The sequence below is a fragment of the Pilibacter termitis genome (assembly GCF_900167335.1).
Lineage (GTDB): Bacteria > Bacillota > Bacilli > Lactobacillales > Streptococcaceae > Pilibacter > Pilibacter termitis.
The window spans coordinates 69075-82500 of record NZ_FUXI01000006.1 but is presented as its reverse complement, the minus strand read 5'-3'; the positions used below and the strand labels follow the sequence as shown (position 1 = coordinate 82500).

General features: G+C 39.5%; 10 protein-coding genes and 1 other annotated feature. Of the genes, 2 read left to right on the top strand and 8 right to left on the bottom strand.

The window, feature by feature from the left end:
• The 8 genes from B5D30_RS03735 to B5D30_RS03700 all read right to left on the bottom strand — a co-directional run bounded on the left by B5D30_RS03735 (nucleotide 1) and on the right by B5D30_RS03700 (nucleotide 9017).
• Nucleotides 1-708: an ABC transporter ATP-binding protein gene (locus B5D30_RS03735; RefSeq protein WP_078806705.1), complete on the bottom strand. Its 708-nt coding sequence runs from the start codon at nucleotides 706-708 to the stop codon at nucleotides 1-3.
• A gap of 19 nt (nucleotides 709-727) precedes the next feature.
• Nucleotides 728-2014, bottom strand: a complete 1287-nt coding sequence (hisD, locus tag B5D30_RS03730; protein ID WP_078806704.1) for a histidinol dehydrogenase — start codon at nucleotides 2012-2014, stop codon at nucleotides 728-730.
• Nucleotides 1995-2660 (bottom strand): ATP phosphoribosyltransferase, encoded by a 666-nt coding sequence (gene hisG / locus B5D30_RS03725; RefSeq protein WP_078806703.1) that lies wholly within the window; start codon nucleotides 2658-2660, stop codon nucleotides 1995-1997. The genes hisD and hisG overlap by 20 nt, the downstream gene beginning before the upstream one ends.
• Nucleotides 2653-3822, bottom strand: a complete 1170-nt coding sequence (locus B5D30_RS03720) for an ATP phosphoribosyltransferase regulatory subunit (RefSeq protein ID WP_078806702.1) — start codon at nucleotides 3820-3822, stop codon at nucleotides 2653-2655. Before B5D30_RS03720 ends, hisG begins: the two co-directional genes overlap by 8 nt.
• 2 nt (nucleotides 3823-3824) lie before the next feature.
• Complete coding sequence (gene hisC / locus B5D30_RS03715) at nucleotides 3825-4892, bottom strand: histidinol-phosphate transaminase (protein ID WP_078806701.1); 1068 nt, start codon at nucleotides 4890-4892, stop codon at nucleotides 3825-3827.
• Nucleotides 4893-4994: 102 nt separating this feature from the next.
• Nucleotides 4995-5239: a binding site (T-box leader), on the bottom strand.
• 147 nt (nucleotides 5240-5386) lie between these two features.
• Complete coding sequence (locus B5D30_RS03710; protein ID WP_078806700.1) at nucleotides 5387-7294, bottom strand: PTS fructose transporter subunit IIABC; 1908 nt, start codon at nucleotides 7292-7294, stop codon at nucleotides 5387-5389.
• Between the two features lie 19 nt (nucleotides 7295-7313).
• On the bottom strand, nucleotides 7314-8228 hold the full coding sequence (gene pfkB / locus B5D30_RS03705; protein ID WP_078806699.1) for a 1-phosphofructokinase: 915 nt from the start codon (nucleotides 8226-8228) through the stop codon (nucleotides 7314-7316).
• 30 nt (nucleotides 8229-8258) lie between these two features.
• Nucleotides 8259-9017: a DeoR/GlpR family DNA-binding transcription regulator gene (locus B5D30_RS03700; protein ID WP_078806698.1), complete on the bottom strand. Its 759-nt coding sequence runs from the start codon at nucleotides 9015-9017 to the stop codon at nucleotides 8259-8261.
• A 220-nt stretch (nucleotides 9018-9237) separates the two neighbouring features.
• On the opposite strand from B5D30_RS03700, the gene B5D30_RS03695 reads away from it, so the two are divergent.
• Nucleotides 9238-11712, top strand: coding sequence for an HAD-IC family P-type ATPase (locus tag B5D30_RS03695; protein ID WP_078806697.1), 2475 nt, complete (start codon nucleotides 9238-9240; stop codon nucleotides 11710-11712).
• A gap of 83 nt (nucleotides 11713-11795) precedes the next feature.
• Entirely contained in the window at nucleotides 11796-13133 is a 1338-nt protein-coding gene (locus tag B5D30_RS03690; protein ID WP_078806696.1) for a glucose-6-phosphate isomerase, read from the top strand.
• Nucleotides 13134-13426: the final 293 nt, after the last annotated feature.

Here is a 13426-nt window from a genome sequence, read left to right as displayed (position 1 = left end):
TTACTCGCCTCCACTCAAAATCTTGACGATTTCCTTTTCAAAGTCTTCGGATTGAAGTTTTTCTTTTTCTAGGATTTCAAAGTGTTTGTCGTGCAAAAGGATAATTTCATCACATAATTCTTGTGCAAGTTCCAAAATATGCGTTGAGAAAATCACAATTGCATTGTTTTTCAATTCACGTATTCGCTCTTTCACCTCATAAGCTGCAACAGGGTCAAAACTCGTCAATGGCTCGTCTAGCAAGTAAATCGGTGCGTTTGTAATTTCTGTCACGAGCATTTGGACTTTATTTTTCATCCCATGTGAATAATCACGCAATAAAATGTGTTGGTCGCTTTCTTTAATGCCATATTTTGATAAATTTTCACTAGCAGAAAGTGTTGTCGTCAAGCGATGTTTGTTCAAATCCATTACAAATCGGACAAATTCAATTCCTGTCATGAAGTCTGGCAAGTTTGTATCCGTCATCACAAAGCCAATTTCTGTATTGTCATACATTGCATTTTCCACACCCTTATCATCAATAATCGAGATACTCCCACTATCGAGTGTCAAATTTTGTGCAATACAATTGAATAGCGTTGTTTTCCCTGCACCATTTCGCCCAAGCAACCCGTAAATTTTCCCTGTTTCAAAGGTAAAACTTGCGTCCCTAAAAAGTTGCTTTTCATCAAATGATTTGTTTACGTTTTGTAGCTTTAATTTCATTTTTCCCATTCCTCTCTTCTTATGCCTCAAATCTCACGTCAATCGCACGAGCGTGTGCTTCTAGCCCTTCTTTTCGTGCCAAAGCTGTAATGGCACGCTGTGAATTTTTGAGTGCTTTTTTGTCGTAATAAGTATATTGTATCCGTTTGACAAAGTCATGTACACCCAAAGCCGAAGAAAATCTTGCCGTGCTGCCTGTTGGCAAGACATGATTGGCTCCTGCAAAATAATCCCCAACAGGCTCACTCGTGTAATTTCCCAAAAATACACTGCCTGCATTTTTTATTTTGCTCAAATATTTTATCGAATCTTCCAATTGTACTTCCAAATGCTCTGGAGCAACTTTGTTCATCAATTCAAACATATGCTCTATCGTGTCTGTGATAATCGTGCGACCATTGTTTTCAATGGATGCTCTAGCGATTTCCTCACGTGGCAATTCACGCAGTTGTCTCTCTAGCTCTTGGTCAACTTCTGTGGCTAATTCTTCCGAGTTGGTCACCAAAATTGCTCTTGCCAAGACATCATGCTCTGCTTGCGACAATAAATCAGCAGCGATAAATCTAGGATTTGCACTTTCATCTGCCAGCACACCTACTTCTGAGGGACCTGCAATCATATCAATTCCTACTTGCCCAAAAACTTGTTTTTTCGCTGTCGCCACAAAAATATTTCCCGGACCTACAATTTTATCTACTCTCGGTATCATTTGCGTGCCGTAAGCCAGAGCAGCAATGCCGTGAGCCCCACCAATTTGGAAAATTTTATCTACCCCTGCCAAATCGGCGGCTACCAAAATTGCAGAATTGAACACATTGTCTTTTGGCGGTGGCGTAATCATAATGATTTCCTCCACACCTGCAATTTTCGCAGGGAGAGCATTCATCAAAACGCTAGACGGATAGGCAGCCGTGCCTCCCGGAACATAAATGCCCACACGCTCGAGTGGCACAATCATCTGCCCACGAAGAATCCCTTCTCCTTGAAAATCGGCAAACCCAAGTTCTTTTTGTTTTTCGTGGTAAGAGATGATATTCTCTTTTGCTTGTTTGAGCGAAACTAGCACTTCTAGCTCAATTTCTTTATACGCATGGTCAATTGCTAATCTCCCTACTTGCAATTCTTTTAACACGACACCGTCAAATTTCTCTGTGTAATCAATTAATGCCTTATCACCAAGAGTTTTCACCGTCTCGATAATTTCACTTACAGCATTTTCAACCTCTACTTGACTTGTATTCAGTTCCATTTGTTCTCGTTTTAAAATGTCGGCAATTTCCTCGACACTACCTGTTAATCGTTTCATCAAAAACTCTCCCTCCTTTGTTCGCTACAATTTTCTCTAGTTCTTGGATAAATGTTACAATTTCTGGGTTGCTTTTTATTGCTGCTTTGTTGGCTATTAATCTTGCTGAAATTCGGCAGATGTCCTCGAATACTTCCAAGCCATTTTCACGCAAGGTGTTTCCCGTTTCTACAATATCCACAATCGCATCTGCTAAATGCAAGACAGGCGAAATTTCGACAGAGCCTTCAATTTTGATGATTTCCACATCTTCATTTTTCGAGTTAAAATAACTACTTGCAACCGTTGGATATTTAGTAGCAATGCGTTTTCGCTTGTGATCTTTGGGTTGATAGTCTGCAGTGGAGGCTACGGAAAACTTGCAAACACCGATATTCAAATCTAGCATTTCATAATAGCCGTAAGGATGTTCTAGCAAAACATCTTTCCCCACCACGCCTAAGTCTGCTACACCATGCCGTACATATGTCGTAACATCTGGTGCCTTGACGAGCAAAAATCGAAGTTTTCCGTCTGGACTTTCAAAAATCAATTTTCGATTTTTTTCTTTCATAAAATCCATATCAAGCCCCATTTTCGCCAGCAATTTCAGTGTATCTTTTTCCAATCTCCCTTTGGTTAACGCAATCGTAATTGGCTTATTCATCCGTTTCCACCTCCTGCTTGTTGAACTCTCCATTTTTAAAATACCAAACTTCTCTATATCCCCATTTTTTCGCATAATCAAGTGTTTCGGACAAATTGGCAAACAAAGACAATTCCGTTTCCGCATTGACTAAATCCGTCACCTGAGCGATTTCTTCGGTTTCAAAATGCACCAAAATTTTATTTTTTCGCTGATTATTTTGCGTTTTGTAAAGTAAATCAAACACTAGCTCCAAATTCATTGCCCAACCTACCGAAGTCGTTGAACTCATCTCAAAACGTTTAAACAAATAGTCGTATCTCCCGCCATTTAGGAAATTCTCTGGAATCCCCTCGCTGAAACCAGCAAACATAATGCCGGTATAGTAATCCATTACCCCAATCATTCCTAAATCAACTCGCAAAATCTCCTGTGTTTTACTTGGGAAAAGCAGAAATAATTGTTCAATTTCATACAAATCCTCCATAATGGGATGATTTTCTGGAAGTAAGTGTTTTGCCTTGTCAATCACGTTTTTAACATCGCCAAACAATAACGGAATTTCTGCGATAAATTTGGATAAATCACTTGGAAATTCTTGAGTGAAGGCAAAAAGCTCCGTGATATTTTTGCTTAACAATAAACCTTTTAATTCCTCCGCTTTCTGTTCCCCTAGCGAAAGCTCATCAATGATTTTTTTGAAAATACTCGCATGACCAAGCTCCAAATGAAAGTTTGGCACCTCTAGTTTTCGCAAAACATATTCAGCCGTCAAAATCGCCTCTATTTCAGCTTTGGCTGACGGAAAACCGATAATTTCAATCCCTACTTGTGTAATTTCATTTTGCAAACCTTTCATCTCATCATGATAACGAAAAACTTTGCCACTATAAAGCAATTTCAACGGCAAATCAATTTTCGTTGACGCCACCACACGTCCGACAGGAAGTGTCATATCTGGTCGAAGTGTCAACATTCGCCCTTGATGATCGAAGAAACGATACAGACTATCTTGATTTTGTTCATCTTCAAACACTTCTGCAAACTCAATCGTTGGCGTTTCAATTCGCTGAAAACCTCGCACACGCAACAGCTCATTCATCTGTGCCTCTAGCTGATACACACCATTTGCTCTGCGAAATAATTTATCTTGCACCCCTGCGGGTAATTGTTTTTTCCTCATATTTATTGCTCCTGTATTTCTATTTTTTTTACAAATTCACTCAATAATTTCAACACCACTTCCATTTCCTCTCTCGTTCCAATGGAGATTCTAAGGAAATTGGCAATCCTCTCTTTGTTTGGGAAATAACGAACAAATACATGGTTTTCCCTCAAGAAATCAAAAATTTCACCCGCAGGAACACGCTCATGTTCCGCCAAGATAAAGTTAGTCGCACTTGGCAACACATTAAAACCGATACGCGTGACCTCTTTGCTCAACCATTCTCTTGTCTCGATAATTTTTCCATTCATTTCTCGGTAATAATCACTGTCTTGTGTTGCAGCAAGTGCCAAAGCCTCTGCTAATTGGTCAACAGAATACGGATTGTACGCATTTTTCACTGCTTTTATCACTTCTGTCAGTCGCTTATTCCCAACTCCATAACCCACTCGCAAACCTGCAAGAGAGGCATCTTTTGAAAACGTGCGAGTAATGTAGAGATTTTCATATTTATCCAACAACGCTACTGCACTTTTTCCACCAAACTCAATATATGCCTCGTCCACAATCACGACAACATTCGGATGACATTGTAATAATTCCTCTATTTTTGATAATGGTTGGACAATACCTGTCGGAGCATTCGGGTTTGCCAATACAATCCCACCAATTTTCTCAGGAATTTTCGTAAAATCAGGATGAAAATCGTCATCCAAAGGAATTTCCATATACGGAATATCAAACAACTCACACCAAACCGTATAAAAACCGTAGGTTATATCAGGAAAAACAACTGGATACTCAGAATTAAAAAAACTTTGAAATGCCAATGCCAACACATCATCACTTCCATTACCCGTTGTAATACAATCTGATGAAATCCCTAGTTTTTTCGATAAAGCAGAAGTTAAGTTTTCATTTTCAAGCGAAGAATAAAGACGTAATTGATCGCCGTCAAATTCCTTGAGCGTTGCCAATACTTTCGGCGAAGGAGGAAAGGCATTTTCATTGGTATTAATTTTTATCATTTTTGACAATTTCGGCTGTTCTCCTGCCACATAAGGTGTAATTTTTTTCAGTCCAATCATTCATCTTTCCTACTTTCTTTAAAGTTTTTTCGTTATTTTTAGAAAATTTCAACCCTCAGTTTCCACCACTCTTTTGACAAAAAAGCCCCTAGCAATTCAATGCTAGAGGACGTTTTAACGTGGTACCACCTCAGATTTATCAAAGTCTCGCAACTTTAACCTCTGTAATTTACGCTTAAACTTGCAAGCATAAATCTCAGCTATAACGTCGCCAACGTTTTTTCCTACTGTAAATACTCATTCAGAAAAACACTCCAGAATGTGTCCGCACTTCTTTTGTACCCTTTCTCATCAACCAAGAGCTTTCTTCAACAAGACAAAATGCTTTTTTCTCTCAACGTGTTTCAATTATATATACCCTACAATAAAATATTTTATGGAAAAATGCAAGTGTTTTTTTGAATTAAACTGAAGAGAACCTCTAAATCAACTCTCCCCCACTTCACCCAAAACTACATTTGAGTGAAGCGAAAGGTTCTTTTTTGCCTATCTCCTTAGTTTTTCCCCCGTTTTAAAACACCGAACAGCACGCCAGAAATCATTGCTCCTATAAAGATGAACAATAGGTAGAGAACTGGACTACTTGTTAGAGCGATAACGAAAATTCCCCCGTGTGGTGCCATTAATTTGATACCGAAAAGTCCAACAAGTCCACCAGATATGGCACTTCCCACCATAAATGACGGAATAGCACGCAAAGGATCGTTTGCCGCAAACGGAATCGCACCCTCGGTAATAAATGAAAGCCCCATGACAATATTGGTCAAACCAGAATTACGTTCTTCTTTGCTAAATTTATTTTTAAACAAAAGTGTCGCAATAAAGACCGCTAACGGAGGAACCATGCCTCCTGCCATAACGGATGCCATGACTTCACTTCCGCCTGTCGCTACTGTTGCCGCTAGTGTTCCTGTACCAAACACGTATGCCGCTTTATTAATTGGTCCACCCATGTCAATTGCCATCATGCCTCCGACAAGCAAGCCTAAAAGCACCGCACTTGTACCAGATAAGCTAGACAAGAAATTGTTCAACGCAGTATTGATACTAGCCATTGGAATGTTGATAAATAACATCAAAAATCCTGTCAAAAGTACTGCAAGTAATGGATAAATCAAAATTGATTTAATCCCCTCTAAAGCCTTTGGTAATCCTGCAAAAATTTTCTTAAGCAAAAGCACTACTAGACCTGCTAGAAATCCACCAACCAATGCTCCCAAGAAACCTGACGGAATCATTTTGTCAGGGTCTAATTTTCCAAAAGCAAGTCCACTACTCGCCATGCCACCTGCCACAAATCCTGCTACCATTCCCGGTTTTTCAGCGATAGAGTTCGCAATGAAACCTGCTAAGACTGGCAACATAAAGCCAAAAGCACCGCCACCGATATTTTTGAAATATGCCGCTATTTCATGATAGCTCCCAAGACTTGAAAGCGAATCTTTCGGCACACCAAGCATTTGGTCAATCAAGAATGCAAGAGCAATGGCAATTCCTCCACCGATTACAAACGGCAACATTGTAGAAACACCACTCATCAAATGTTTGTAAATCTGTTTGCCAATTCCCTCACCGTCTACCACTTCACTCTGCGTTGTTTCACTCGCATGATAAATTGGAGAAGTGAAAGAACTTTGAATTAACTCTTCTGCATTACGAATCCCCATCGCAACAGGGCGATTAATCAATGGTTTGCCGTCAAAACGGTTCATTTCCACCGCCTTATCCGCTGCAATAATCACTGCGTCTGCTTGCTGAATATCTTGAGCGGTTAAACGATTGCCAACACCACTGGCACCATTTGTCTCCACTTTGATATTTATCCCAAGTTCGCTCGCTTTTTTCTTCAACGCCTCTTCTGCCATATACGTGTGGGCAATTCCTGTCGTACAAGCCGTTACGGCAACGATATTTTTCGCTCCTTGAATTACTTGAGCTGGCTCTGCTTCATTTTTTTCTCTTGAAAACAATGCCAAAACTTCGTCCTCTGTTTGCACGTTTTTCAATTGTTCAATAAATCCTTCTCTCATCAAAAATTGTGAAAGTTCTGCGAGTGCTTGCAAGTGAGTATCATTGGCATTTTCCGGTGCAGCAATCATGAAAAATAAGTGAACAGGTAAACCATCTAATGCCTCGTAATTTACGCCATTTTTTGATTTTGCAAACAAAATAGTCGCCTCTTTTACTGCTGCATTTTTCGCATGAGGCATCGCAATTCCGTCACCTAATCCTGTTGTTGTCTGCTCCTCCCTTGCCAAAATTCCCGCTTTAAATGTTTCTACATCTGTAATTTTCCCTTTATTTTTCAGCTGTTCTACCATTTCGTCAATTGCTGAGCGTTTATCTGCCGCTTGCAAATCTAAAATCATGACTTCTTTTGCCAATAAATCTTTGATATTCATGTTCATTTCCTCTTTTCTGCTAAATTATTTTTTCAATCGCTACTTCTGATTTTTTTTCTAAAACATAGGCTTTTTCTGCCAAATCATCTGAAAAAGCTGTCGCCGTGCCACTTGCCACACCCATTTCAAATGCTTCCAATACCGTTTTTCCTTGTGTGATTTCAGACAAGAAACCTGCCACCATAGAATCTCCCGCACCAACAGAATTTTTTACCGCCCCTTTTATCGCTGGAGCAAAGTACACTCCCTCTTGCGTAATTAAAAACGCTCCGTCACCTGCCATAGAAACAATCACATTTTTCGCTCCACGTTGCAAAAGTTCTTGCCCACTTTTGATAATTTCTTCCTTTGTCGAAAGCCTTATGCCAAACATTCCCTCAAGTTCCGATTTATTCGGTTTAACGAGAAGCGGTTCACTTGCTAGGCTTTGCAAAAGCACCTCGCCTTCGGTATCTAAGACAAAATTTGCTCGTCGTTCCTTGATTTTTTCAATCATTTTTTTGTAAATGGTCGCACTCATATTTTTCGGCACGCTCCCTGCCAAAACGACAACATCACGTTCATTTAACTCATCCAATTTGGACAAAAAAGTCAAAAGCTCACTTTTTGTCACATTCGGTCCACTTCCATTGATTTCAGTTTCTTCGTTTGCTTTTATTTTCACATTAATGCGGGTATCTTCTTTTACCTGTGTAAAATCACAAAGAATCTGCTCATTTTTTAGACTTTTTTCGATAAACTCACCTGTAAATCCGCCAAGAAAACCTAAGGCAACGCTTTTTGAGCCAAGCCTTTTCAGCACACGACTCACATTGATTCCTTTTCCTCCTGCAAAAGTTTCCTCCTCTTGCGAACGATTGACTTCTCCTTTTTCAACCGTTTTCGGTCGCATGATATAGTCAATAGAAGGGTTTAAAGTTACGGTATAAATCATTTTTTCCTCCTCGCTTTCTAATGGGTACCTCTAATTTAATAAAGTATAAACTTTCGTTTCTTTTTCTATTTTTTCTTTCATCTCATTACTAATGCGATCCGTCAAGATTTCTGCCGCCTCTAGCTTTGCCACACGTACAAATGCAACATTTTCAAACTTCGTTTCATCAGCTAAGACGTATGTTTTCTGGCTTTGCTGAATGATTTGTTGCTTAATGCTCGCCTCTTCTGGATCAGGTGTCGTGTAGCCAAATTTTTCATCTATACCATTTATTCCAAGAAAACTTACATTGAGCTGATACTGTGAAATTTGTTGGCTTGCTGTTGCACCTACTACCGCATCTGTCGTCAATTTGACTTGCCCACCTAAAATCGTAACAGGAATCCCCACCTCTGCTAAAATCACCGCATGATGAATGGAATTGGTGACCACTTGAATTTTCGGCAACGTCTCGGCTATTTTTTTGACTAAAAAATGTGTCGTACTCCCTGCATCAATGAATACCACGTCATTCTCTTTAAGAAAACTTAAAGCAAAATTGGCAATGTCTTTTTTCTTTTGAACGTTTTTGGATGATTTTTCTTCCATGTTCGACTCATAGTTTAAGGGTGTGATTTTTTTTGCCCCACCATGTATCCGTCTTAGCAACCCTTCTTCTTCAAGCAATGCTAAATCCCGCCTAACACTTGACTCAGAAGAATTTAGTACCACAATCAAATCGCTTGTTTTCACGATTTCTTCACGTTCTAATTGCTCTAAAATTATTTTTTTCCGCTCTTCAATAAGCATTTTTTCCTCACCACTTTCTTTATCTCTAGGTTTTCTGGAATCGCTTTACAAGTATCATAACACCCTTTTCAATCAAAATCAACCATTTTCCACCAAAAACTTCCAAAAAATTTCATTAGAAATAATTCTTTTTTTTAATCCTTTCAGTTATGATTGAATTAGGTTATTTAAAGAGCGTCTCTAAATATGGGTACCTCTAAAATTTTTGGGAGGAAATTTTATGGTAAAAAAAAGAAAAAAGATAGAAAAAGTAACACTTCCGCCTCTTGAAGTCGATGAACACATCGGGTTGTCTCATGAACAAGTCCAAGAACGAGTAACGCTTGGTCTCGTCAATACTTGCGAAGACAATTCTTCTATTACGGTTTCACAAATTTTACGCAACAATATTTTCACCTTGTTCAATCTTATCAACGTGGTGTTGCTCGTTATTCTCTTTATTTTGCAACGCTATCAAGAATGTTGGTTTTTCATGTTAGCCGTCATTAATTCGCTCATTGGCATTATCCAAGAGTGGCGTTCTAAGAAAACACTTGACCGTTTGGCGATTTTATCTCAAAATCCCGTCAATGCCATTCGCAACGGTGAAAGTGTCAAGCTAGAACAGCATGAGGTCGTGCGTGATGACATTTTACTCATCTCCGCTGGCAATCAAATCATTGCGGATAGCGTGATTATTGGAAGTGGCACCCTTGAAGTAGACGAGTCTATGTTGACTGGAGAAAGCGACCATATTAAAAAAAAGGCGGGCGACAAAGTTCTTTCTGGGAGCATTGTCACTTCTGGAAAAGCATTTGTGCGAGTAACTTCTGTTGGCGAAGAAAATTATGCCACGAAGTTGACAATTGAGGCAAAACAACAAAAAAATCCGACAGCTCCGCTTGTCAAAACGCTCAACACGATTATCAAAGTGCTCTCTATTGCGATTGTCCCTCTTGGCTTATTGCTCATTTACCGTTCCTACACGAAAACGGGCGATTTTTCAGATTCCATTGTCGGAGCAACGAGTGCAATTTTGGGTATGATACCAGAAGGTTTGATTTTGCTGACAAGTGTAACGTTGACTGTAAGTGCCGTCAAACTCGCCAGACAAAAAGTGCTGGTGCAATCCCTTCCAAGTATCGAAACACTCGCACGCATTGACGTCCTTTGCCTTGACAAAACAGGGACAATTACAGACGGCACGCTCAAATTTGAATATTTCGAGCTTGAAAAAACATTTTCAACCGAAGAGGCTGTAAAGATTTTGCAAAATCTTCTTGGCACGCTGCAAGATGAAAATGCAACCGCAACAGCTTTAGCAAAAGAATTTGGCACGGAAGTTACATGGAATGTCGAGCAAAAAATACCATTTTCTTCCGATAGAAAATGGAGTGGAGCAAATTTTGGCAGTCGTGGCAGTTTCATCTTAGGAGCCCCGAGCTTTATTTTTCCAAAAGAAAGAGAGGACATTCTAAAGCGTGTCGCTCGTTTCACGGAAAAAGGATTTCGTGTGTTAGCGATTGGACATAGCCCTTTGCCTTTTGGCACGGAAAATCATTTGCCTGAAAATCTGGAATTTTTCGGTCTTGTTATTTTATCCGACAACATTCGCAAAGAGGCACCCGACACTTTCCGCTTTTTCAAGGAACAAAGTGTGTTGCTCAAAGTTATTTCTGGTGACGACCCGCAAACAGTTAGTACAATCGCTCAAAAAGCAGAAATTGAAAATGCACAATATTTTGTGGACATGAGTAATTATCCCGAGGAAGATGATTTTTCCGAATTGGTCAAAGAATACACGGTTTTCGGTCGTGTTTCACCGTATCAAAAGCGGAATCTCATTCGTGCTTTGAAGAAAAATGGGCATATTACGTGCATGACTGGCGACGGTGTCAATGACGTTCTTGCCATGAAAGAGAGTGATTGTAGTATCGCCATGGTCGAGGGAAGTGATGCCGCTCGTGGTGCAAGTGAATTTGTCTTGCTCGACTCTGATTTTTCCACCATGGTTGACGTGCTAAACGAGGGACGGCGAGTAATTAATAACATTGAAATTGTTGCTTGTATGTACTTGGTCAAGACGATTTACTCCTTTATGCTTACGCTTTTATTTAGTGCAATGGGGAGCGTTTATCCGTTTTCTCCTGCACAAATGGGGCCGATAAACTCACTAACGGTAGGGATTCCAACCTTTTTCCTCGCCCTAAGAGTCAATTATCGCAAACCGACTGGGAAATTTTTGCGGAATGTGCTAGAAAATTCCGTTCCAGCTGCAACAATCGTTGTACTAAGCGTCGTGTACTTGCACGTTATCAAGCAAATATTTGACTTAGCCACCATAGAAGTGGCGACGACTTGTATTTTGATGATTGGAATTATCGGTTTTACTGTCATGACAAAAATGGCACGTCCCTTAAATAAATGGCTGATTGCTTTGTTCGTTTTACTGATAACAAGCTATATCGCCGCTCTCATCTTGTTCCAAAAAGTGCCACTCATTCCAGAAAATTCTTGGCTGGCAGATTTTATTTTTGAGAAATATCCATTGAAATTATTCCCGAAACCTTACGGCAACATTTTCAATGAACATCTATTTTTCTATGCACCAATTGCTTTTGCTCTACCGTTCGCTTTTCAGTATTTATCTTGGACGGCAGAAAAAATACTCCATTGGAAAGAGGAGCGAAACAAAATAAAAAATGAAAAATCGTAAATTAACAAGTGCAAAATCTGATTTTTATTGGTACAATATTAAAAAATAAGGGTAGCTCTCTACTCTAAAATATGGAGGCAATCATGAGTAACGTAACATTTGATTTTTCAAAAACGGCACCTTTTATCAAGTCACACGAACTTGAGTATATGCAAATGCACGTATCTGCATCTGATACTGCTTTGCGTGAAGGAACTGGTCAAGGAAACGAAATGACAGGTTGGATTAACTTACCAAACGACTACGACAAAGAAGAATTTGCACGCATTCAAGCTGCTGCGAAAAAAATCCAAGGTGACTCTGAAGTTTTAGTCGTCATCGGAATCGGCGGTAGCTATCTTGGGGCTCGTGCGGCAATCGAATTTTTGAAATCTAGCTTGCCATTTGTCAAAGAAGAAGGGATTCCACAAATTATTTACGCTGGAAACTCACTTTCTCCAAACTATCTTGCCGACATGGTAGAGTATGTAAAAGACAAAGATTTTTCTGTCAACGTCATTTCAAAATCTGGTACTACAACGGAACCTGCGATTGCTTTCCGTGTATTCAAAAATCTTTTGATTGAAAAATACGGAGCAGACGAAGCAAACAAACGTATTTATGCAACAACCGACCAAGCAAAAGGGGCGGTAAAACAAGAAGCAGATGCTGCCGGCTGGGAAACATTTGTAATTCCTGATTCTGTTGGTGGACGTTTCACTGTTTTAACTCCTGTTGGACTTTTGCCAATCGCTGTAAGTGGCATTGATATTGAAAAATTAATGCAAGGTGCTGCAAAAGGGGTAGAGCTTTATAGTTCTAGTTGCCTAAAAGAAAATGAGGCATACCAATATGCTGCTTTGCGTAACATTTTATACCGCAAAGGTTTCACAACAGAAATCATGGTAGACTATGAGCCAACGCTCCTTTATTTTGCAGAATGGTGGAAACAACTTGCTGGTGAATCTGAAGGAAAAGACGGAAAAGGCATTTATCCGTCAAGTGCTCATTTTTCAACTGATTTGCACTCTCTTGGTCAGTTTATCCAAGAAGGAAACCGCAACTTGTTTGAAACAGTCTTGAAATTCAACAATCCACGTGCCAATGTAATTATTCCAAGTTTTGAAGATGATTTAGACGGTCTTGGTTATATCCAAGGGAAAGATTTGGATTATGTAAACAAAACAGCAGCTGACGGTGTCCTTTTAGCTCATACTGACGGCGGAGTGCCAAACTTCATCATCAATCTTGAACGTCAAGATGAAGAAACACTTGGTCAACTTATCTATTTCTTTGAAATTGCCATTGCAATTTCTGGCTATTTAAATGCCATTAACCCATTCGACCAACCGGGAGTTGAAGCATATAAACAAAATATGTTCGCCCTCCTCGGCAAACCGGGTTATGAAAAACTTGGCGAAGAATTGCGTGCAAGACTTTAAGAATTGAATGAAAGGCTGAAATCCAGCCTAAATGAATAAGGGCACCTCTAAAAACTCGCACTTATCCTAAATTAGCTAGTTTTCCGATTTCCTCGAAAATCTAAAAACTAGCTAATTTAGTCTTAAGCGGAGTTTTTAGAGGTGCCCATAATAAAAAAATCGCATGAAATCAGCATTTGAGAAAATGGGGTTTCTGCGGTTTTTTTGTTTTTTCTGCTTAGTTCCCGCTTTTGTTATAGATAGAATTTCATAAAGCTATTCTCACTTTTTCCATACCACTAGACGAATAAAAA

Coding starts and splice junctions, on each gene's coding strand:
- hisD (WP_078806704.1), bottom strand. CDS start 2,014: ATGAAACGATTAACAGGTAGTGTCGAGGAAATTGCCGACATTTTAAAA.
- pfkB (WP_078806699.1), bottom strand. CDS start 8,228: ATGATTTATACCGTAACTTTAAACCCTTCTATTGACTATATCATGCGA.
- B5D30_RS03690 (WP_078806696.1), top strand. CDS start 11,796: ATGAGTAACGTAACATTTGATTTTTCAAAAACGGCACCTTTTATCAAG.
- B5D30_RS03720 (WP_078806702.1), bottom strand. CDS start 3,822: ATGAGGAAAAAACAATTACCCGCAGGGGTGCAAGATAAATTATTTCGC.
- B5D30_RS03710 (WP_078806700.1), bottom strand. CDS start 7,294: ATGAATATCAAAGATTTATTGGCAAAAGAAGTCATGATTTTAGATTTG.
- B5D30_RS03695 (WP_078806697.1), top strand. CDS start 9,238: ATGGTAAAAAAAAGAAAAAAGATAGAAAAAGTAACACTTCCGCCTCTT.
- hisC (WP_078806701.1), bottom strand. CDS start 4,892: ATGATTGGACTGAAAAAAATTACACCTTATGTGGCAGGAGAACAGCCG.
- hisG (WP_078806703.1), bottom strand. CDS start 2,660: ATGAATAAGCCAATTACGATTGCGTTAACCAAAGGGAGATTGGAAAAA.
- B5D30_RS03735 (WP_078806705.1), bottom strand. CDS start 708: ATGAAATTAAAGCTACAAAACGTAAACAAATCATTTGATGAAAAGCAA.
- B5D30_RS03700 (WP_078806698.1), bottom strand. CDS start 9,017: ATGCTTATTGAAGAGCGGAAAAAAATAATTTTAGAGCAATTAGAACGT.